16 protein-coding genes and 1 pseudogene are annotated in these 21449 nt (G+C 53.6%); 4 read left to right on the forward strand and 13 right to left on the reverse strand.

What is annotated here, in order from left to right; translation table 11 throughout:
• Positions 1-50: 50 nt before the first annotated feature.
• From FMM01_RS11175 to FMM01_RS11220, 10 genes are all read right to left on the reverse strand, one after another.
• Positions 51-2339: a glycoside hydrolase family 31 protein gene (locus FMM01_RS11175; protein ID WP_150392571.1), complete on the reverse strand. Its 2289-nt coding sequence runs from the start codon at positions 2337-2339 to the stop codon at positions 51-53.
• A gap of 18 nt (positions 2340-2357) precedes the next feature.
• Complete coding sequence (locus tag FMM01_RS11180; protein WP_150392572.1) at positions 2358-3956, reverse strand: alpha-galactosidase; 1599 nt, start codon at positions 3954-3956, stop codon at positions 2358-2360.
• Positions 3957-3977: 21 nt separating this feature from the next.
• Entirely contained in the window at positions 3978-6554 is a 2577-nt protein-coding gene (locus FMM01_RS11185) for a DUF4855 domain-containing protein (RefSeq protein ID WP_150392573.1), read from the reverse strand.
• 34 nt (positions 6555-6588) lie between these two features.
• Complete coding sequence (locus FMM01_RS11190; protein ID WP_150392574.1) at positions 6589-7377, reverse strand: acyltransferase domain-containing protein; 789 nt, start codon at positions 7375-7377, stop codon at positions 6589-6591.
• Positions 7378-7388: 11 nt separating this feature from the next.
• Positions 7389-8036, reverse strand: a complete 648-nt coding sequence (locus FMM01_RS11195) for a YesL family protein (protein ID WP_027828232.1) — start codon at positions 8034-8036, stop codon at positions 7389-7391.
• A 20-nt stretch (positions 8037-8056) separates the two neighbouring features.
• Positions 8057-8920, reverse strand: coding sequence for a carbohydrate ABC transporter permease (locus tag FMM01_RS11200; RefSeq protein ID WP_150392575.1), 864 nt, complete (start codon positions 8918-8920; stop codon positions 8057-8059).
• A gap of 11 nt (positions 8921-8931) precedes the next feature.
• Entirely contained in the window at positions 8932-9867 is a 936-nt protein-coding gene (locus FMM01_RS11205; RefSeq protein WP_027828230.1) for a carbohydrate ABC transporter permease, read from the reverse strand.
• Positions 9868-10035: 168 nt separating this feature from the next.
• A complete protein-coding gene (locus FMM01_RS11210) occupies positions 10036-11352 on the reverse strand; it encodes an ABC transporter substrate-binding protein (RefSeq protein ID WP_150392576.1) in 1317 nt (438 codons plus the stop codon).
• Positions 11353-11686: 334 nt separating this feature from the next.
• On the reverse strand, positions 11687-13396 hold the full coding sequence (locus FMM01_RS11215) for a glycoside hydrolase family 2 protein (protein ID WP_150392577.1): 1710 nt from the start codon (positions 13394-13396) through the stop codon (positions 11687-11689).
• Positions 13393-14880 (reverse strand): DUF4127 family protein, encoded by a 1488-nt coding sequence (locus tag FMM01_RS11220; protein ID WP_150392578.1) that lies wholly within the window; start codon positions 14878-14880, stop codon positions 13393-13395. Before FMM01_RS11220 ends, FMM01_RS11215 begins: the two co-directional genes overlap by 4 nt.
• A gap of 193 nt (positions 14881-15073) precedes the next feature.
• Between FMM01_RS11220 and FMM01_RS11225 the strand changes: the two genes are divergently transcribed.
• Both FMM01_RS11225 and FMM01_RS11230 read left to right on the forward strand, forming a co-directional pair.
• Positions 15074-15352, forward strand: a complete 279-nt coding sequence (locus FMM01_RS11225) for a type II toxin-antitoxin system RelB/DinJ family antitoxin (RefSeq protein ID WP_150392579.1) — start codon at positions 15074-15076, stop codon at positions 15350-15352.
• A gap of 75 nt (positions 15353-15427) precedes the next feature.
• A complete protein-coding gene (locus FMM01_RS11230; protein ID WP_263405050.1) occupies positions 15428-15631 on the forward strand; it encodes a type II toxin-antitoxin system mRNA interferase toxin, RelE/StbE family in 204 nt (67 codons plus the stop codon).
• Positions 15632-15764: 133 nt separating this feature from the next.
• Here the strand turns inward: FMM01_RS11230 and FMM01_RS11235 are convergent, their stop codons facing one another.
• Positions 15765-16325, reverse strand: a complete 561-nt coding sequence (locus FMM01_RS11235) for a MarR family winged helix-turn-helix transcriptional regulator (protein ID WP_063515808.1) — start codon at positions 16323-16325, stop codon at positions 15765-15767.
• A gap of 13 nt (positions 16326-16338) precedes the next feature.
• Positions 16339-18114, reverse strand: a pseudogene (locus FMM01_RS11240) (ABC transporter ATP-binding protein).
• 197 nt (positions 18115-18311) lie between these two features.
• Here FMM01_RS11240 and FMM01_RS11245 point away from each other — a divergent pair.
• On the forward strand, positions 18312-19982 hold the full coding sequence (locus tag FMM01_RS11245) for a MutS-related protein (RefSeq protein WP_150392580.1): 1671 nt from the start codon (positions 18312-18314) through the stop codon (positions 19980-19982).
• Positions 19983-20332: 350 nt separating this feature from the next.
• Here the strand turns inward: FMM01_RS11245 and FMM01_RS16815 are convergent, their stop codons facing one another.
• Positions 20333-20428 carry a putative holin-like toxin gene (locus FMM01_RS16815; RefSeq protein ID WP_027828222.1) on the reverse strand — a complete coding sequence of 32 codons (96 nt, stop codon included), beginning with the start codon at positions 20426-20428 and terminating at the stop codon, positions 20333-20335.
• 233 nt (positions 20429-20661) lie between these two features.
• Between FMM01_RS16815 and FMM01_RS11255 the strand changes: the two genes are divergently transcribed.
• On the forward strand, positions 20662-21381 hold the full coding sequence (locus FMM01_RS11255) for a GntR family transcriptional regulator (protein ID WP_150392581.1): 720 nt from the start codon (positions 20662-20664) through the stop codon (positions 21379-21381).
• Positions 21382-21449 lie beyond the last annotated feature (68 nt).

Raw genomic sequence — 21449 nt, forward strand, 5'->3', positions numbered from 1 at the left:
TCGCTGATCACGGTCCCCACTTTCAAAAATGATCACTTTAATGATTTAACTTAAACTTCCTGTGATTCCTGACAATACAGCAGCTCATACATCATCCCCACGAAGAACGGATCGGCCGCCTTGCGCAGCGCATTCAGCTTATGGGGCAGTGACCCGTCGCCCTGCATGATCCGCCACACGTTCTCCTTGGTTTGTGTACTCGTCCATGCCGCCTTAATGCGGCGCAACGCCTCGTCCTGCAAGTCATCCGTCCGATCCTCCGGGAAACCGATGAAGGATAACGACTGACCGGCGGTAATCGCGGCTTGGTCGGTACTATCCGCCGCCACGGCCCCGCCGTGGAAGACGATCACGTGCTGCCGATTACTGGGCAGCACCGCCGTATCACCCTCTACCGTCAGCGTCACTTGTTCCGTCGTCCAATCCACTGTCACCGTAGAGGTGCAGCGTTGGCCGTCTTGGTCTTCCACCAGTGTAAAGTGCTGTTGGCCGCTGCCCGGGAAGACATGCCATTCGATCGTTTCTGGCAAGGCTGCCCCGAACTGAGTCGCTTCATCTGCTGCGGTCAACGGGATCACGGCCCCGGCTGGGACAAACACCGGCGTTTCGTTCAGCGCCCGATACACATCAAGGGTCGTATCCCCCTGATAAGCCCAATCGTGGTAGAAATCATACCAGGTTCCCTTGGGCAGCCAAACGCTAGTCTTGGCCATCCGGTATTCCGGCGACTGCTTCGTCGTCACCGGGGCAACCAGCATTTTCTCCCCAAAGAAGTATTCATTGGGCACTTGATACGCCTCGTCATTGCCCGGTTCTTGATAGTACGCCGGCAAAATCAGCGGAATGCCTTCTTCGTGGGCCCGGACATCGTGGGTGTACAAATACGGCAGCAAGCGGTGCCGGGCTTGCAGCGCCTGAACAATGTACTGATCATAAGGTGCGGAGAAAGTCCACGGCTCTTTATTGATGAACAGCGACGATGAACTATGCAGCCGATTGATGGGGCTGAAGACGCCCAGCTGCATCCAGCGCAGCTCCAGCTCTTCATCCCGCTGGCCTGCCATGTGGCCGCCAATATCATTGCTCCACCAGCCGTAGCCGATGTTGGACGCAGTGGCCGTGAAGTATGGCTGGAATTGCAGCGAATCCCAGGTGATCCACGTGTCGCCGGAGAAACCGATGGGATAGCGGTGACTGCCTGGTCCGGCATAGCGCGACAGGATCAGCGCATCCTGGCCGTGGCGGCGCACACTGTCATTGTAGTGATAATAATTCAGCAGCCACAACGGATCGAGACCCTTTTGACCCGTCTCCGTCCCCTGCTGCCAATCGATCCACCAGAAGTCGACGCCTTCGTCTTCCAAGGGATGATGCAAGTCTTCGAAGTAGGCCTTGAGGAAGTTCGGGTCGATCAGGTTAAAATCGGCCGGTTGCTCATTCTTCGTGTCCAGCCCCAGCCGTTTGGCCATGCGCGGATAAGCATCCTCGTAAGCCCGCACCCCGGAAGCAGGATGGACATTCAAGGCCACTTTCAACCCGTCATCGTGCAGGGACTGCAAGAACTTAGGCGGGTCCGGAAATAATTTCTTATTCCAACTGTAACCCGTCCAGCCGTTGCCGTATTGCGCTGGAATGTCCACCAAGTGCCAGTCCATATCGATACAAACTGTACTCAGGGGAATATGCCAGTCCCGGAACTTATCCATCAGCTGGGTAAAGGACTGTTCTGTATACGGCCAATAGCGGCTCCACCAGTTGCCCAGGGCAAAGCGCGGGACCAGTGGTGGGAAGCCAGTGAGGACGTAGTAATCGTGCAGGGCTTCCAGATACCGGTCTTGATAGCCGAAGAAATAGAAATCCTGCTCCGCAATCGGCCGCGGCTTCACCGCGCCCTGGCCGTCATTGGCGGCATTATCCAGCAAGAGCGACTCAGAATCGTCCAAGATACTGAAGCCGGTCCGTGAAACCAGACCGTCCCCCAGCGGGATCGCGCCGTTGACGCCGTCCAGCGTCCGGGCAGTTCCCTTCAAGGTATCCAGGGCTTGGCCGTAATGCCAAGTCTGTTCCCAATAACTGGCACTCTTCAACAATTCGACGTACAGCCCGCCGCCAGAAAACGGCTGCTTGTTGTAATGGACATGGAGAAATTCAGTCACGATATCCAACCGATCCGGATAGTCGATCACTTTAAACTCACATTCAGGAAACTGGCGATTGATCACCACTTGGGTCAATCCGTCCTCGAACTGGCCGGACTCGGAATATTCCATGCGAATCAAGCTGGGGGTCAGTACCGTAAACCGATACTTGTCCCCGGTGATTTGCTGCTGTGTTGTCACTGCATGCACACTTCTTTCTCAATAGTATGGGAAGCTGGCGTAAAACTGGCGCGGGGTGTCGAACCAGGCAAAATCAGTTACTTGGCCGGTAGTCGGATTCCGCCACCGGGTCGGGTACAGACCCGCGGCCAACCCGGCGGGCACACTGCCGCCGTCTTGCTGGGCTTGCATCCGCTGAGCAAAAGCCTGGCGAATGTCAGCCTGCATTTCTGCCGTCAATCCCGTGGGATCACAGGAAATGAACAGCGGTGTCTTGGTCTGGGCCAACACCTGCAGCCATTTCCGGTTTTCGACCCAAGGAATCATGTCTGAAATGCCCACACAGTCCCCATCTGCTTGGTAGAACACGTCGTTCTGTGCCAGCCGGAAGGCCAATGAATTGACCCCGCGGGAGCGGGTGCGCTGATAATGGCGGCCGCTGGTATCGTCGCCGACACGCATAATGTCGAAGACGCCCGCTGACAGGTGCGAGATCGTGTTGCAGCCGATGATCAACGCTGCTCCCGCCGCCTGGCGAATCGCGGCATAGAACTGGTTAATGATTTCCGCCGTCGTCTTGGTTTTGTCGTAGAAATGCGTCGGCTGGGCAAAGTAGTTCAAGCCCATCGCCACTCCCTGCAATCCAAAGATATCATAAGTGGTGAAGTCGTGCTTGATCATTTTGAAACCCCATTCAGTGAAACGCTGAATGTCGGCGGCCACCTGCTTGCGGACGGCGGGATGGCTGGGATCAAGAAACAGATTATCCTGGTCTCGATGTAATACCATCGTCTTCGTTGCCGCTGACTGGACCAGCAGCGGCCGGAACCAAAGACCGGCCTGAGCCCCCGCGGCCTTAATTTGCTGTGCCACGCTGCCCATGTCGCCAAACTTATCATTACCGGTCTGCCACGGGCCGCCGTTGTACTCCGTCTGCGAATCGTAAGCACTCTCCCAGCCGTCATCGATCAGCACCCACGGTTTAACCCCCAGGCCGTCCGCGAGCGCCGCGGCCAACTGCGCGTTCTGGATGATCAGATCCGCCGTATTGGTGCCGTAAGCATAATACCAGTCGTTGATGCCGATGATCGGCTCATCACTGTGGCGCGATATCGGGCACATTGCCCGGGCAAATGCATGCAGCATCGAATAATCAGTGTCGGTCTCGGGATACTCCCGCAATACCAAAGTACAGCAGTCCAGGACCCGCCCATGCAGATCCAGCGGATCCGTCCCATTGCGCACATCCAGCCACAATGTCACGGAAGCGGCCGTCGCTTGCCAGGCACACAGCGCATTGGGCTGTACCGCCACGCCAAAACACCGCGTCAGCGCACCTTGGCGAGCCGCCATGGACCAATGGCAGATCCGTTCTTCGTCCAGCGGAGCGAAATGCAGATCGCCATAAGCCCGTTCAAAAGCATCGCCGAGAAACAGCCAAGGGCCGGTGAAATCCGCCGCCCATTCCAATTGGATGCGTTGGATCGGCTGGGCTGCCCGAATGGTGACTGCCGAATGTTCATCGATCGCCACGGTGTATGCCGCATTCGTCCAGTGGTTCCTCCGGTCTTGGGTCAGACCCTCCCACTCATTCGCCGCATTCTGGACCCGTACATAGCGCGGTGTTTGGTCAACCATATCCTCCGTCCTTTCTATTACTTACTGTACGTTAAACGTGATGGTCGTCGGAGCACTCTGTTGATAGCCATAGTCATAGATGACCGAGACACTGTCTGACCCAACGTAACCCTTGATCGGCGTGTAAGTGAAATGCCCATCCGCCGTGAGACTGACGGACCCAAACTTAGGATCCAGGACCACCTGATAGCCCTTGATTGCGGTCGTCGGGGTGCCTGTGATCGTGCCTGAAATCGTCCCGTTCTCTTTGCCGGTCAGCCATTGAGTAGTCGGCGCTGCCACCGCTGTCGTGAATTGGTTATGCACAAATTTGTACGTATCATCATATAAAGAATGCAGATACGGGTCCTTGGACTGGTAACTGTCATAAACTGCACCATCCACACTGCCTTGGTAATACATATGCACGGCATCCGTCATGGTACCGTTCCGAGCAGCGGCATAAAGATAATCCTTAAAGCGGGTCACTGAAGTCGGCGTCACGCCTTCCACTTCGAACTCCGTCCCCATCCCCAGCTGTTTTGCCTTAGCGGCCGTTTCGTACAGCCGCGCTTTAGGTACTGAGGCATCAAAGGCATATCCTGGCTGATAAATTGCTAAATCGAATCCCATCTCCTGCCAGCGCTGGTAGCCGCTGCCTTGGAAGTATGGGATCCACGACGTCATGTAACCCTTCTCCCGGACATAATTCGTCAGCTGCTGCAAAATGCTTTCCATCTCAGGATCGCCGTTGTCTAATTCTTCGGTGAACCAATAGAACCCATTCAGCTTGAGATTCTTGTAACCCTTCGCCTGGAATTCCTTCAACTGTTCATCCACCATCCACTGCAGCGCCAAATAACGATCCTGTTTGTTGGCAAAATTTAAATGTCGGCCATTCACAATGCCGAAATCTTTGACGGATTGGACCGGATAAAACAGCGGCAAGATCACTGAAGCCTGATAATCAGGCTTATTCAGCGCCGCTTTGGTTTCACCCACCGCTTGATTCAACGCACTGACATTGTACTGGTCAGCAAATTGATTCGTGATGTAGCCTTGCCAATCCTTCTTCGTCAACGGCCGTTTATTTTCACCATCATATAGGAAATGAAGATACGGCAGCATCAAGAAGGAATCAAACATCGTGTCTTTGATCTGGCCGTTTTGCATGTATGCTGTATACGGCTTGTACCAGTCAACCGTTCGCGGCACCCCCTGCTTATCGCTGGGATCACCAGGAATATAAGCCAACATCGTGTTTTGCAAGCCAAACTTGGTCGGTGAGGCATAGGCGTTAGGATATTGCGGCTCTGGCTGCGGCGTCAGCGTGCTCGCCCCAGCCGTAGACTGCTTGCCCAGGATCTCAATCTCATCGGTATAAATATGCGGGGCCACTTCGAACTCAATCTTCACGTACCGGGCCGCATAGGGTTTATCAAAGTTATCCGTACGCCGCACAATGGCGTCTGCATCCTTACTCTGATAATCCTTACCGTAGAACACTGGCATCCAGTTCTGCCCGTCGTTGGATAAATACACATCAACGTTGCGCGGCAGCCGGATGCCCTTCGATGTTTGCTTCAGAAAACCAATTTTCACGCCGGATACAGCGGCCTCCCGGCCTAGATCAAAGTACACATCCCGCGACTCGCCCCAGGTAAACCGGAACCAGGGCTGTAGCGGGTCGTCACCCATATCCGGCTTGGCCGCGTACTTGCCGTCCGTCAGACTGAGATTGGCATCGTTAGGATATGCCGGCGTCGCCGCCGGCAGAGAATTGAACCAAGGTACGGCGTCGGGGCCATTGAGCGTTGCTTTTTCAGCCACGCCATAGTGCAGCCCGGCCGCCAAATTAACGGTCGCTTGCGGGTTCTGGTCGGTGGTTTGACTCCCATTGGTCATCGGTAATGTCACTTCTGGATAATAGTGATACCCCGGCCAATTGGCTGGTTCCATGGGATCCGCCGCCACACCAGTCAATTTATCCGCATAAACTTCCGACAAGAAAATCCACGCATGGCGCGGATTTTTGAAAACCAGTTTAATGCGCTGAGCGGTGATACTTTGCTGGAGCGTCACAGCAGCCGTATAGGTATTTCCCGCGGGCAATTTGGCGTCTGCCGCCGGGATGTTTTTACCCACCAAGGCGTAATCATGCTGGGCATTAGCAGCCCATACTTCCATCGTTGCCGGTACACCGATTGAAGCATCCTGGTCCAGGGCCAAGTTCGCGCCAATGCGGCTGATATCGGCCACGTCCTTCCCTAAGTTCATTTCCACAACCAAGTCTTGACCATTGGTTGCGTAACCCGACCAAATCGGATCGGTAAAATTCTGGTCGGTGGCCACTGCGCCATCGGTTAACTCTTTTGTGTCGGTGTCCGTATATTGGGCCGCACTCTTAATGCTCGTAGTGTATCCAGCACCTTGGGTCAAGCGTACGGCCTCCTTCGTGGGATCAGTTGCCGACCCGTTCAGCACAGTGGTGATTTGCTGCGGGGTGACCCGATCGTCATTTGTGATGCTTGAATCAGCGGCGGTTACCTTCGCCGGGGCGGCTAAACCGCCAAGTGCAAGAAAAGCCAATGGTAAGCAGAATGCCAACAGTTTCTTCATGGATGTTGTCTCCTCCTTGAATCATGACTAACAATTACACGATTAATTTTCCCACCCCGGCACCAATCGTTTCCCCGCTTAACAGCAATTGTTTTACACTGCGTTGCAGCGATGTGGTCTCCGGGAGATTAGCGATTGGCGCTTGCGAATTATGAAAAATCCACTTACGGTAATCACCCTGTTCTTTGTCCCACCGTTCAATGCGAAAATCGCTTTGAAACTGCAGAATATGCGATTTTGCCGGCAAAATCTGCTTGAGTACTGGGGACAAAAGCCACGAAAAGCACTCATAATTGGTATACGCCGGACCCCAGAATTGCCGCGCCTGGGCATACGCCGCCAAGCGCTGGGGCTGGTCAAGATCAGCATCCGAAGGAATGTGGATCTCAATGACGCCTGTCGGTGTTTTTTCAAATTCCAGGGTGCCCAGCCGAAACTCCCGCAACTGCAATTGGCGGATACCCCAGGTTCGAGTGGGAAAACAATACGTCCCCTGTTCCAAGAGCCCTTCTTTGACGGTCCGGGAAAAGAAGCCCATCGTAGCCGCGTAAATCTCATCGGCAATACTCCGCTGCCGGTAAATGTCAGCGGCCTGCAGTGCCAAATTCAGCGACTGCCACAGCACGTTGAACCCCAACGCATCATCGGGCGCGACGGCCAGCAGCTTGTGATAAAACGCCTCATCAGGCTCAAATTCGGCCAGGCCGCGGTAAAAAGCCTGCCACCGGCTCACCGGCACTGCCCGCTGCCGGTCGATTGCGACTAGCTGGGTCGTGACCGATTCCGGCATATCGATTCGTTGACACAACTCCTGTAACTGCATTGATCCACCCCCTAGCGCTTCACGGCAAACTTACCGCCGACGGCCCCCGTGTATTGTTTGAAGATCTTGTCGAAAATAAACGCGTTGATGTAGGCCTGAAGCGAAAAACCAATGAACACATAGAGGGTTAAGAACCCAATCAACAATTGCGCAAAGTGAGTCAAGAGCAGGACCACCGGTACAAAAGTAATCGCAGACAGGATCAGCGCGTCCACCGGAAAAGCCAGGGGGAATAGTGCCGCGTTCTTAAACGCCGCCCAAAACGTGGTGTAGAAAGTGCTCTGCACCGGGAAAAGATAGGTCAGCACGACCAGGAACGCAATGATACAGACGACGCTAAAATAGAACAGCAGACTGGCCCCTGGGAAACCGATACGCCGGAAAAATAACGCATCCAGCACCATCACAGCCAACACCATGAGACTTGCCAGCCATAGCAAGGTACTGCGGCCAAAATTCTTCTTCCAAGCTCGGAAGTAGACCTTGACCGGCGACTCTCCGTCTTGCCGGACCAAATTGATCGTCGCGGTATACAGGGCGGTCAAGCTGGCGCCGACAGTGATCAGCGGCAGTGCGGTCAAAATGAAGATGAAATTCAGCAATAACAAATTGGCGACTGTGGAAAAAATCCGCCCCAAAGGACTATCGTAGTCCAGCATAAGACCACCCTTTCTCGTACTTACTTCAATCCAGATGTGACGATTCCCTCAATGAAGTAGCGCTGCCCGAAGAAGAACAGCACAATGATTGGCGCTGTGAAGATCGTCGATGCCGCCATCAGCAGTTCCCACTGCTTATTAGCATCCGTCAGGAACCGTTGCAGGGCCACCGCCAGAGTCAGCTTGTCGCTATCGAACAAATAGATCAGCGGCGTCATCAGATCGTTCCACGCCCCCATGAAGGTCATCAGCCCGATCGTGATCAATACCGGCTTACACAACGGATAAATGATCTGGTACAGAATCCGGGTTTGACTCGCCCCGTCGATTTTCGCTGCTTCAATCAAACTCTTAGGCAACCCCATCATGAATTGCCGCAGTAGGAAAATGTTGTATGCTTCGCCAAAGAAGGCCGGCAGGATAAGCGGCGTGAAGGTGTTGACCATGTTCAGCTTGGACCAGATCCCGAACAAGGTAACTTGCGTCACTTGGACCGGAATCATCATCGTCAACAGGATGATGGGGAATAGAATCTTCTTCCCCTTCCAGTTGATCAGCGAAATGGCATAGGCTGTCATCGGCGCTGAAATCAGTTGGCCAATCGTCGGCAGTACCGAGGTGATCAGCGTATTCTTCAGGTACAGCCCGATCCGCATCCGTTGGAAGACCTTCACGTAGTTATCCCATTGCGGGACCCGCGGGAAGAAGCCGGAGGTGGTGGAAAACACCTCCGCTGAAGACTTCAGCGAAGTGTTGATCATCCACAACAGCGGCATGACGAAGACAATCGCCACGATTGAGATGATAATGTAGGGAATGGTCCGCTTGATGACTTTCTTAACCTTCAACGCGGTGAGGTGGTTAGCAGTTGTTGTATTATTCATTGTGATCCCCCTCATTCCGTCGCGTAGTTAACGGCTTTGCGGGAGATAGCGAAGGTGATCAGGGTGAGAATAATGATCAGCACCAAGAGTACCATGGCCAACGCACTGGCATAGCCGAACTTCATATACTTAAACGCGGTGTTATAGAGATACGTCGCATAGAACAGCAAGGACCCGGCCGGACCGTAGCCTGCAATGTTGGACGCGCCGTTGGAAATGGAAGAAAAGACGAACCCTTGGGTGAAGTACTGCAGGCTGCCGATCAAACCGGTGATAAAAACAAATAGCAGCGTGGGTGAAATCCCCGGCAGGGTAATGTGGTAAAACTTGTCCCACGCATTGGCCCCATCCAAATCAGCGGCTTCATAGTGGGTCCGGGGAATAGCTTGCAACGCCGCCAGAATAATGATTGCGGTTTGGCCGCTGCGCCAGCTGTCCATGATGATTAACCCCGGCTTGGTATAGGCCGGATCCGTAATGAAGGACGGTACCGTGATTCCGAACGGCGATAACGCCTGGGAAAACAGTCCGAACTCAGGATTCAGCACCCAAATAAAGACAGACGCGGCGGCCACCAGCGGCACAATGGAGGGCAGATAGTAAATCGTTCGGAAGAACGACAAACCCTTGATGCCGAAGTTGAGGAGCAGCGCAATGCCAATGGAGACCAAGATCGTGATCGGCAAGCCGATCACGGCCATATACAGGGTGTTGCGCAGGGCTAAGTAGACATTCGCGTCAGACACCATGTCCACATAGTTCTTCAGGCCCACCCATTTGGCGTCATCGAACAGGTTATATTCCGTAAAACTCAGATAAATTGCTTGGATGATCGGATATAGCTGAAAGGCGATAAACCCGATGATCCAAGGCATGGAGAACAACAGGCCAATGCCGTTTTCCTCCGTATTGGATTTTTTCCAAAATTTAGTTTTCGGTGCGGTCATCGTATACACTCTCCCATCACTGGCAGTACCCAGGGTCTGGCGATAAAAATAGCGGCCCCTATATCTTTTAAGAACCGAGATAGAGGGGTCGCTATCCTTAATATGCGAGGGCTACCGACAGTTGTCCCGCTCTCTCAGCGTTTAATTATCGCCCTGCTGTACTGGCCGTTACTTCGCTTTGGTTTCCATTGTCTTTTGTACTTTGGCGGCGGCATCCGCAACGGATTGCCGGCCAGCTAAAGCATCAGACATTTCCTTCGTGATTTCGTCCAAATACTCGTTGGTATAGGACGTGATGGCGAAACCGCGCAGCTTCTCTGTTTCCAAGTTCTTCGCGACAGTTCTGATTTGTGCCGGATACTTCTTGGAAGTCGCCAACGCGTTGATCAGACTCTTGCGGGCCCAGATGGAGCCGTTGTTAAAGTCGCCATCCAAGAAGTACTTCTTCAGTGTTTTTTCACTGGTGAAGTCTTCCAGAACCGTCCATGCCGCATCCGGATTCTTGGTCTTGGCATTGATACAGTAAGTGCCGATGGTGATCATGTTTTCGCCGGAATCACTCGGGAACGGCGCAACGTCCCAGTCGACTTTCTTGCCATACTTGTAGTAAGCGGCCAACCAACCGTCAGGCACCAGCATCATGGCAATCTTGCCATTCAATACCGGGTCGGATGCTTCCTGAATCTTACCGATGGAAGAAACGAATTGCTGCTCAGCTTTATAACCGCCCAAGTCCTTGATGATGTCGACTTGAATCTGGTATGCCTTGCGCATCTTAGCTGTGTCGAAAGTGACCTTGCCTTCTTTATTCACCCATTGCGCACCGGTTGCTACCGGCCAGGCGACGTTATCCAGCCACGGCTGGTCCGGAATGAACCCGGCTTGGGTCAATTTACCGTTTTCAGTCTTGGTGATCTTCTTGTTCATGGCCACCAATTCATCCAAGGTCTTAGGCGGTTCGCTATAGCCTGCTTCCTTGAGCATCGTCCGGTTATAGATCAGGACTGACGACTCGGTGTAACTGGGTACGGCATATTGCACACCCTCAGGGGTAGAAGCCATCTTCGTCGCGTACGGCAGGAAGTCATCCTTGTTGAAGACCGTAGACTTCTTGATGTACTTAGTCAGGTTCAAGATGGCGTGGGATGATGCCCATTGCGGGACGTTATTCCAATAGTTGGAGAAAATGTCCGGTGTGGACCCGGCCGAAATAGCAGTCAATGTATCTTGCGGGTCACGGCCGCTGGCAATTTTGACTTGAATTTTCCCTTTATGGGCCTTATTGAAGTCTGTGGCCCACTTCTTAGACCGCATATATTGCGATGTCGGCTCCGTATCTTCCTTACCGCCAATTTGCAGCGTGATCGTCTTTTCGCCGCCGCCACTGCCGGAGCTGGTCTTATTACCAGTACCGGAACCACAGGCAGAAAGGAGAAAAGCGGCGGAGACAGCGGTTAATGCCGTCAGAATCAAGTGCTTTTTCATTTTTGAATACCTCCCCATTCGGGTTTCTGAAATACAACAGACTAATGAGTGCATTGGATATCACTGGCGGGTTCTAGAATTCACGCCAATGCCTAAACCTGCAAGAAAACTTGGCATAGGAGAAACGCGCCTATGCGCCTCCGGGACACCACCGAGGACCATCGACCAACCTCCCCAGATCGTCGATTCGGTAACGTTGCTTAATGAAACCGCTCACATGTTTAAGATAGCATAGGGAAATCATTTTTGCAATAAATTTAAACAGATATTTTTTCCATTTAGCTTCAAAAAAGTGCTTGCCAGGGGCATTAGCTGGCAAGAAACAGTGGGAATACTAGAGTGGTGCGCCCTCATAACCTGCTGGCGCCGACGTGATTGCTTTAATCGTCGGCAGATCGAATTTTGGCTGCCGATCATACGTGTACAATCCGTTCTTCTCCTGCTCCACATCGTAGAGCTGGGTGTAACAAAAGCCGCACATCTGCGGGTTATTGAGCAAGGCATTGGTGATGCCGCGGTAGCGGGCGATGAAGTCCGCCACACTGCGGGGCTGATCACCATAACCCCAGCCGGAATCATCTGGGGACCAGCGGATGCCGCCATATTCACTGAGCAGTACTGGTTTCGTCGCGTCGCCTTGACCGTTGATCTGGCGGACATCCGGCAGAACACCTTGGGCCAATGTGCCGTATTTCTCCGCCAATTCATCCCCGTCACCGATGTAGTCATGGATATCGTAAATATCTGTCACCGTGTGGGTAAAGCCGCTGGTGTCAATACACGGCCGGGTAGGGTCGGCTTGTTTGGTCAACGCATAAATCGTCTGGAGCAAAATATCCCCGGTGGGCCGGTCGCGATTTTGCAACGTTTCATTGAAAGGGCACCAGGTGATAATTGATGGGTGATTGAAGTCCCGCTGAACCACTTCCAGCCATTCTGGCAAGACGTGGCTTAGGGCGCTGGCATCATCCACGTCCGTGCCCCAATTGCCATACTCGCCCCAGACAATGAAGCCGGCCTGATCACAATGATAGAGGAAGCGCGGTTCGAAGACCTTCTGGTGCAACCGAGCGCCGTTGAAGCCAGCCCTTAAGGCCAGCTGAATATCGTCGGCCAGGAATTGATTCGTGGGGGCGGTATAAATGCCCTGGGGATTGTAGCCTTGGTCCAATACCAGCCGCTGAAAAACCGGCTGGCCGTTGAGCAGGAACTGGTTGCCTTTGATCTGAATATCCCGCATGCCGAAATAACTGGTTGCTTGATCGGCACCATAGTGGAGCGTGACATCATACAGCCGACCATGGCCGACCTCCCAGAGATGCAGCGCAGTGAGCGGCACGTTGAGCGTGACGACGCCCGTTTGCCCCTGAACGGTGGCGGTACCGCAGGACTGGCCGGCATAACTAACATCAACGGTCAGGCTGGCGGTACCTTTGAGTTGCACTTGCACGCCGATACTTTGCCCCGCCAAGTTCGGATAATACTGTACGTTAACGATGTGCGTCCGGGGGAGAAATTCCAACCAGACAGTTTGCCAAATGCCGGTCACCCGACTATAGAACACATCGCGGGAGGCATAGGTCGTGCTCTGTTTGCCGTGGGGCTGTCCCGGCGTACGGACCTCATCCTGCGCCCATACCACGACGGTGTTCTCTCCCAGTTTGACTGCGGCGGAAATATCGAAGCTGAAAGAGGCATACCCGCCGCGGTGGGTTCCGACGCTTTGCCCGTTGACCCAAACTTCACAGGCGTAGTCCACGGCGCCAAAATGGAGCAGCGTAGTTTGAGCCGCCTGGGCTTCTGTGATTTGAAATTGGCGCCGATACCACACGGCGGGCATGAAGTCTTGGTGGTGCACGCCGCTCAATTCACTTTCCGGACAGAATGGCACGGTGATTTTCTGTTCGTATTGATGGTCGGCAAAGAACCGGCGCTCCCGACCGCTGTTGCCGGCATCAATGGAAAAATCCCACTGGCCATTCAAGTTCAGCCAGTCGGGGCGGACCAGTTGGGGTTGCGGATGTTCTGGACGAGGTATTGTCATAGTTTGGTTTCCTCCTTTAATTGAACCGTGCAGTTGATCTCAAACATGCGCTGCCAAGGAAAAGTGACGCTCACTTGCGCTTTCTTCAGGGGCGGTAGACCGCTGCGCTGCACTGTCTGCCTGTATAGGGTCACGATACGTTCCCGGGTAGCTTGAGCAACCATATTTTGGTGTTTGCCAAGATCAGAAGCGCTGAGCTGATGCGTCTGGGTCAACTCGGCGCGGATACTAGCTTGATAAAAGACATCATCGCTCAGCGTCGCCACGAGGTTAGCCAAACGCGGCTGGTTGGGAATTTCTCGGCCGATCACTGACTCGCTGAGGACGCTGCCAAGAGTATTGCAGTTGGTGTTCCACGCCCGGTAACTCAGCAAATGCGGCAGCAATTTGGGCCGATCCGCCAGCATCGTCAGCAACTGGCGATCGCCGCCATTGGCAAAGGCACTGTCGGCGATACTCACCTTTCTCCCTTCATTAACGAAGCGACGAATGGTATCGACAAAATAGGGCAGGTTGCGCTCCCGAGCCATACTGATATCGGCGTGATCCTGGTCAGCGGCTTCTTGCTGGGTCTTAACCGGTGTGTTGTAGGCCAAAATCACGTCGGCCTCCCGTGGCGTGCCGACCAGCGTACTGCCAGTCACCAGGATGTGGGACTTGAGACTTTCCCCGATTGACCGATCTTCATACGCCGGGATGACTAATGGGCCATGGATCGAGGAATACAACGGATAGAACTTCGGGGTCTGGTGGTGCAGATGATTCACCGCGCGGGCGAGTAACTCGTACCCGCTCTCATCGGCGCCGGGATAGACCAGCACGCGATTGTTCAAGCGCAGTTGGTTGATCTGAGGATAAATGACACGTTGATCCATGGCGGTAAAACCGTATGGATGGGAATCATCTTGGGGAATCACCATAAAATCGATCACCCGCTCGTGCACCAGTTGAAGCAGGGCCAGGATGACCTCCCGGTTGAACTGGCGGCGCGTCGTATAGTCCTGGATGATGTCCGCCGGGATCTCGGTGGTCGTTTGCCCGGTTTTATCTAATTGCACGCCGTAATCAAAGATCTTCTTGCCCCATTCGGCGTAATAATCCGGTTCTTCATCGCTGCTGTTGTACTGCGGGGTGCGCATGATCAGGCTGGACACGTAAATCTTGGCCCGTGGCGCGGCATCGCGCACTGCCCGTAAATAATGCAGATATCCGCTGAGATCGGCGGCCGTCAGGTGATGTCGCCGCGATGGTAACAATCCGCCATACAGCAGCATTTCTGTCGGCAGAATCAGAACGTCGCTGCGCCAGGTGTGGTCATAAACGAATTGGCGTAACGTCTGGGTGTCGGCGGGTGTTTTTTTATGGGATAGCATGTCTGCCGGCGGCGCGATCATCTTGATGTCCGCCATTTGTTGTGCGATTCGCAACGGATAAGCGTAATTGCACGGTCGTTCGTCCAACGGTAAAAACATGATCTGAGCCATTCTGACTCCCCCTTCCAGAAATGCAATTGCTCAGGCCCTTACATTGTATCCATGGAAAGCGTTTTTATCAATTGCTTGTTACAGATATATTTTTCTTAGTGAGAGTGATCGTCATGCAGGGTCAGTGCAATGTGATTACGCTGGGCGTATAATATAGACATAAAAGAGTATTTCGAAAAGGAGGCTCATCAATATGGCAACAGATACTAAGGATAAAGGGCAAATCACGTTCCGTGTCGACAAAAGCTTGAAAGAAGACGCTCAGAAGCTGTACGCAGATCTTGGGATGGACATGACCACGGCCATCACCCTCTTCCTCAAACAATCTTTGCGTGAGCAGGCATTGCCTTTCCAGGTATCGCGATTCAATGCGAATACCATGGCTGCATTGCTTGAAGCACAAGATTCCAAGAAACTGAAGACGTACAAATCGGTAGACGATTGGTGGAAACAGAACAATGCTGACGCCTAAAGACACTGCGCACTTTCGCCGGGACTTCAAGCGCCTCAAAAAAGACGGCTACGATATGCAGCAATTGCACACGTTGTGAATCTTATTGCTGAAGAGGGTCACAAAGAGCTGTTGCGTAGTCGATACCACGATCACGCGTTGAGCAGCAGCAGCGAATGGCGCGGATACCGTGAGCTCCACATTACACCGGACTGGCTGCTCATCTATCGCATCGTCAAAAAAGATCTCATCCTGGTATTAGTGCGCACCGGCAGCCACAAGAAATTGATTAGCAAATGACGTAGCTGGTCAACTCTTTTAACACCATGTTGCCGCGTACGTTCGTAAAAAACCGGTATACAGTCCGCCAAATCTTGGCAAACTGCATACCGGCTTTCTTTTTGATAGAACGATGTCAAATTCTCAAACAGCTTTACCGGCCCAACCCCCGCGGTCCCTCGCCAAACCCGCGCCAACCGCCAGCCTTGCGGAACCGTTCGGCCCAGGTCCGCATATCATCAAACTGGCGGCCCTTTGGCCAATCCAGATCATCCTGATCGGCTAGCCCCGCGTCCAGCTTTTGCAATAAATGCAGCAAATCTGCCTGCTCCTGATCGTTTAAGGCGCTGAAAACTTGGCTGGGCAGATCATTTTTCAACTGTTTCGTTGTCTGCACGAACTGGCGCCCGGCATCGGTCAGACCGATCAGTTGCACTCGTTTATCATCGGGGGCAGCATGGCGCGTAACCAGGCCCATGCTCTCCAACTTCTGCACCAAAACACTCACCGAACTCGGCCGAATGTCCAAACTTTCCACCAAGTCACTGTTAGTCAGCTCGCCCCGGTCGGCCAATAATTGCAGCGCCCGCATCTGGTTGGGTTGCTGCTCGGCGCCGCCATTAAAGCGATAGGCGCTGGCGATTGCCCCGCGGAATGAGCGTTTTTGGAATAAATCAACGAATGTTTTGAGAATTACTTCTGATGTTTGAGTCATGGTATCTCCCTTCTCAAGCCACTTGCCCGAACTGATCCTGCACGTATTGCCGATACACCGGATGACTGGCGACCAGCGCCTGGTGCGTACCACTGCCGGTGACCGTACCGTTTTCAATAAAGTAGATGCGATCCGCGTTGACGATAGTGCTCAAGCGGTGGGCAATGACGATCGTTGTCCGGCCGTGCATCAACTTGTTCAGGGCTTTTTGCACCATCATTTCAGACTCCGCGTCCAGGCTGGCAGTTGCTTAGTCCAGAATCAGCAGCTGCGGATCCCGTAAGAATGCCCGGGCGATGGCCAGCCGCTGGCGTTGACCGCCGGAGACCTTAACGCCCCGTTCACCGACTTCGGTATCCAACCCCGCCGGCATGGCCTGAACAAAATCTTTGGCGTAGGCTATATCTAACACCTGCCACAATTGTTCATCGGTATACGTCTGTTTGGCCCCATAGGTTAAATTATACCGAATCGTACCGGCCATGATCGTTGCATCCTGGCCGACCAAACCGATTTTCTCCCGCCAATCGGCCACATCAACATCCGCGATATTTTGGCCGTCGATCATGATCCGCCCGCTATCTGGCGTGTAGAATCGTTCAAGCAGGCTGATGATCGTGGACTTGCCGCCGCCAGAGGGGCCGGCGAAGGCAATCACCTGACCGGGGGCGGCGGTGAAGGATACATTTTTCAAAATCGGTGTATTGGCTTCATATTCGAAGTTCACATTTTGCATCGCCAATGTCTCCCCGCTGATATCAGTCAGGGCAGTCCCTTGGCGCGTTTCTTCCGGTTCATTCAACAGCTCATTGATGCGCGCCGTGGAGCCGCTGGCCTTCGCCGTGGCCGAGAAGAACTGCCCCAGCGTGGCGAACGGACCGATCAGTTGGGTGAGGTACATCAGGAAGGCAAATAATGTACCCATGTTCATTGACCCCGTAGCAACTCGGCTAGCACCGTAGGCCAATACGCCAACGATCATGCCCATCATCAGCGTGGTCGTAATTGGCTGGGCGATGGCGTCATAAACGGCTTCTTTGATTCCTAACTTGTATAGCCGATGAATGCGCTGTTGGCCAGTCTGGCCTTCCACGGCTTCTGCGTTGGATGACTTGACCAGCCGCACAGCGCCCAGCACATCGCTGGCTTCGCTGCTGAACGCGGCCAAATTATCCTGCCGGGCAAAGGCAATCTTTTGGGATTGGGTTGCCACGGGCATGAAGATCAAGATGAACAGCGGGACGACAGCAAACATGATCGCGGTCATCCGCCAATCCATCATCAGCATTAGGGCCAACGCGCCCACCAGTTGGAACAACGACGTGACCATTTGCGGTACTGAATTAGCCAACAGGTCTTTCACCTGAGTCGAATCATTCACCAACCGTGACGTTGTCTCGCCGGACTTGGTGGTGTCGAAATAAGTCACCGGCAGGACCAAGAGTTTGGCCCAGAGTTTCTCCCGCAATTTGGCGACCACGTCTTCGCCGAAGATACCCAAAGCCGCGCCGGATACGGCACTGACCAGTGCGGAGCCAATGAACAGGATCAGAATCGTGACCACCATCGTATTGTTGATGGCGTGGCCCAGCTGATTGATCAGCGACTTGGCCAGCGTCGGTACCAGCAACTGGCCCGCCGTGGCGACCAGGCCCAGGCCTAAGCCCACTGCGAGTTCCCAATAGTGGGGATTGATTGACCTGATTAATTTGAGAAAGCTTTTCATATTGAATTTCTTTGGCCCCGCACTGTTTTGGGCGCGGGAAGTGAGTGCTGCTGAACGTTGCATACGACTGCCTCCATTGTTGACGTCCCGGTGGAACCGGAAGGACTATTTGTTAGTTACTGCTTAATCTAACTAACAAATTAGCAGTGTACTCGAATAGTTAGTCTCTGTCAATATAGGCTAACAAATCTTTTCTGATTGATTTATTCCCACCCCTGCACCGGCTTCCGGTATACTGTGGGACGAGGCAGGTGAGCAGCATGAACTACATGACAATTGTACTGATCGTGATCGGCCTAATCGCCCTCATCGGTTTTTGGCTCTACATCAGCGATCAGCGCTTAGGCAGCCGGCTGACCCGGGAATGGGGCGAGCTGCCCGAATCGTATCAAGGCAACGCCGAAGCCAGTTTGAAAGAGGCCTATGAAGCCCAGCGGCGGATGGTCAAATATGACAGCCGCATTGACGATCTCACGTGGCACGACTTGGACATGTTCCGCGTTTTCAAGCAGATCAACGCCACCCAATCCAGTATCGGCGCTGAGCGGCTATACAGCCGGCTGCGCGGATTTAATTTCGGCGACGCCGCGGTCAACGAACCGCTGATCGATTTCTTCACCCAGCATCCCCAGGAACGGCTGAAGGTCCAGAAGGATTTCTCCCGGCTGGGCCGGGTCGACCACAACCAGAGTCAGAATTACCTATTGCATACCACCGAAAGCAGTCTGCACGGTATCACGAAGTACGTGATCATGGGCGCCATCCCGCTGGTCTCTTTGGTGGTACTGGGGGTGTCCTTCCCCTTGGGCAGCGCCAGCCTGATTCCCGCCAGCGGCATGGTTTTGCTGCTTAGCGCGCTGTTCAATATCATTTATTTTCAAAAGGAAAAGGCCACCCTAGAGGGCGAATTGACCGCCATGAGCTATCTGGTCCGAACCATCGTCACTGCCCAGAAGCTGGCGAAGATCAAGACCCCCGCCCAACAGGAGATTCGCGACAATTTACGGCCCCTCGCCGCGATCACCGAGTTTGCCTTCGCCTTTCGCACCACCGATGCCAATGAAATGGCGATGCTGATGGATTATATCAACGGTCTCTTCATGCTGCCCTTCATCGCCTACAACTTCGTGCTCAAGCGGCTGCAAAACAAGCATGACGCCGCCCTGAATTTGTGGGCGAGCGTGGGTGACTTGGAGGTCGCCATTGCCATTGCCAATTACCGGCTGGCCATTCAGGATACCTGCCAGCCCGTCTTTCGCCCCGGCCCGGTGACCGCCGACACTTTGGTCCACCCGTTGCTGCTGGACGCCGTGGCCAACCCCGTCAATTGGCGCCGAAACACGATTATCACCGGATCGAACGCTTCGGGCAAGTCAACCTATGTGAAGAGCGTGGCGGTGAATTGCATTCTGGCCCAAACGATCAACACCTGTACCGCCAAGTCCTTCGCCCTCCAACCAGGCAACGTCATCACCGCCATGGCCGTCCAAGACGACCTGGCCCAGGGCGACAGCTACTTTGTGGCAGAAATCAAAGCCATCAAACGGCTGCTTGACCTCGTTGCCACCGGCCAGCACTGCTACGGCTTCGTGGATGAGATCCTCAAAGGCACCAATACCGTGGAACGCATCGCCGCTTCCGCCAGTGTGGTGGCTTGGCTGAACCAGTATCCGAGCCTGGTGATGATCGCCACCCACGATAACGAACTGACTGAAATGCTGTCCGCGACCTGCGACAATTGGCATTTTCAGGAAACTGTCACGAAGGACCACGGTGTCGAGTTCGACTACCTGCTGCGCCAGGGACCGGCGACGTCCCACAACGCGATCGCGCTGCTGGGGACGATGGATTATCCGGAGTCGTTGATTACGGAGGCCAATCAGTTGGCCACGGCGTTTGAAAAGAGCAAGCGGTGGCCGCAGGTGGAGTGACGATTCCCGCTGGTGACAGATAATCAGCAAGTCTGTATACTAGAGACAGCGAAAGAGTGCCGCTTTTCCATAGCGGTACTCTCTGAAACACAGAGCCGTTTTGATGGCGGCCCTAGTGGCACATGATGCGACGTTGAAATAACCGTCTGGCTGCCCAGCTAGAGACGGTTACTTGGCAAATTGGATTGGTGACAAATAGTCAGCAACCCTGTATACTGAGGATAGAAAAAGAGCACCGCTTTTCCAGGGCGGTACTCTCTGGAACTCAGAGCTGCTCAATAGCGGCCCATATTGCGACGAAAAAATAACCGTCTAGGCCTGCCAAAGCGTGAGACGGTTATTTTTGCATCCTATTTCCGATCGATTAACTTTACCACTAACGTGATGAGTGCAACGACAAAAATCCCGAATGCAACCATCACTTGTAAAGCGTCCCCGGTGGACATCGTGGCTCCTTCCTTGTCCGTGGTCAAACAGTGGTTTCAAAAATGCCCCACCTCTCGCAGTCAGAATGTAGCCGCCGTCTCTGCAAGCTCTGCCAAAACAGTATACCATCTGCGCATCAATCTGCCGAGATGGCCGATAATATCACGTTTTCCCACTTCTTTGGAAGTGGGACTTTTTATATACCAGTCTACCTCCATACTTCTGCTAAACTATCTACAGGTGGTGACCAACAATGAAAAAAACCGAATTTATCCTCCAAGACCTCGTCTCCAAAATCTACCAAGGTGCCTTTCCCACAAACAAGCTTCCGACAGAACGCAGTCTGGCCAGCTATTACCAAGTTTCCCGCTACACGGTCCAAAACGCACTGAAAGAGCTCAACGCCATGGGCGTCATCCAAGCCAAGCACGGCTCCGGTATTTATGTCACCCCGGATGCGCTGAACAATCCCCTGGTCTTCAACGCCTTGACCCGGATGCCCTACAGCGAGATTCAAAACCAGATGATCTATTTAAAGCAGCGGCCGCTGACCGCTAACGAATTGCAAAACTTCGATATCCGCAATGATGACTCCCAGCCGCAATTGGCCTGGGAATTTTTGCGCCGCCGGTTGAGCCACTACGAAGTCACTGAACTGGAACGAACGGTGATGCCGGTGCGGTTATTTCCCCACTTAGATCAAGCCGCAGTGGAAGGATCGATCCAACAATTCGTCCAAAGCACCGGCCACCGGATTTCACACTACATCACGACTTACCAAACCCGCCTGTTGACCCGGGAAGAAGCCCAGCATTTAGCGACAAAACGCCAACCGGCAATGATCATCAGCAATCGCTGTATCTGGGAAAACAGCCAGGTCTATGCCCTTTCGGAAAACGTCGCAATCAATTATGCCGTGACCTACATCACGCCGTTTAACCAGCAATCACTGGCTTACCGGATGAGCCGCTAAAAGTGGCTCGCCCAGCGTCTTCTTTCCGGCCAGTTTCCAGTCCAATTTATCTTGAAATCCATTATAAT

Source organism: Schleiferilactobacillus harbinensis (genome assembly GCF_008694105.1).
GTDB lineage: Bacteria > Bacillota > Bacilli > Lactobacillales > Lactobacillaceae > Schleiferilactobacillus > Schleiferilactobacillus harbinensis.

What these genes read in the sequence shown, in the direction of transcription:
- FMM01_RS11215 (WP_150392577.1), bottom strand. Translation starts at nt 13,396, where the DNA reads ATGACAATACCTCGTCCAGAACATCCGCAACCCCAACTGGTCCGCCCC.
- FMM01_RS11255 (WP_150392581.1), top strand. Translation starts at nt 20,662, where the DNA reads ATGAAAAAAACCGAATTTATCCTCCAAGACCTCGTCTCCAAAATCTAC.
- FMM01_RS11210 (WP_150392576.1), bottom strand. Translation starts at nt 11,352, where the DNA reads ATGAAAAAGCACTTGATTCTGACGGCATTAACCGCTGTCTCCGCCGCT.
- FMM01_RS11180 (WP_150392572.1), bottom strand. Translation starts at nt 3,956, where the DNA reads ATGGTTGACCAAACACCGCGCTATGTACGGGTCCAGAATGCGGCGAAT.
- FMM01_RS11225 (WP_150392579.1), top strand. Translation starts at nt 15,074, where the DNA reads ATGGCAACAGATACTAAGGATAAAGGGCAAATCACGTTCCGTGTCGAC.
- FMM01_RS11205 (WP_027828230.1), bottom strand. Translation starts at nt 9,867, where the DNA reads ATGACCGCACCGAAAACTAAATTTTGGAAAAAATCCAATACGGAGGAA.
- FMM01_RS11200 (WP_150392575.1), bottom strand. Translation starts at nt 8,920, where the DNA reads ATGAATAATACAACAACTGCTAACCACCTCACCGCGTTGAAGGTTAAG.
- FMM01_RS11190 (WP_150392574.1), bottom strand. Translation starts at nt 7,377, where the DNA reads ATGCAGTTACAGGAGTTGTGTCAACGAATCGATATGCCGGAATCGGTC.
- FMM01_RS11220 (WP_150392578.1), bottom strand. Translation starts at nt 14,880, where the DNA reads ATGGCTCAGATCATGTTTTTACCGTTGGACGAACGACCGTGCAATTAC.
- FMM01_RS16815 (WP_027828222.1), bottom strand. Translation starts at nt 20,428, where the DNA reads ATGTCCACCGGGGACGCTTTACAAGTGATGGTTGCATTCGGGATTTTT.
- FMM01_RS11245 (WP_150392580.1), top strand. Translation starts at nt 18,312, where the DNA reads ATGAACTACATGACAATTGTACTGATCGTGATCGGCCTAATCGCCCTC.
- FMM01_RS11195 (WP_027828232.1), bottom strand. Translation starts at nt 8,036, where the DNA reads ATGCTGGACTACGATAGTCCTTTGGGGCGGATTTTTTCCACAGTCGCC.
- FMM01_RS11185 (WP_150392573.1), bottom strand. Translation starts at nt 6,554, where the DNA reads ATGAAGAAACTGTTGGCATTCTGCTTACCATTGGCTTTTCTTGCACTT.
- FMM01_RS11235 (WP_063515808.1), bottom strand. Translation starts at nt 16,325, where the DNA reads ATGACTCAAACATCAGAAGTAATTCTCAAAACATTCGTTGATTTATTC.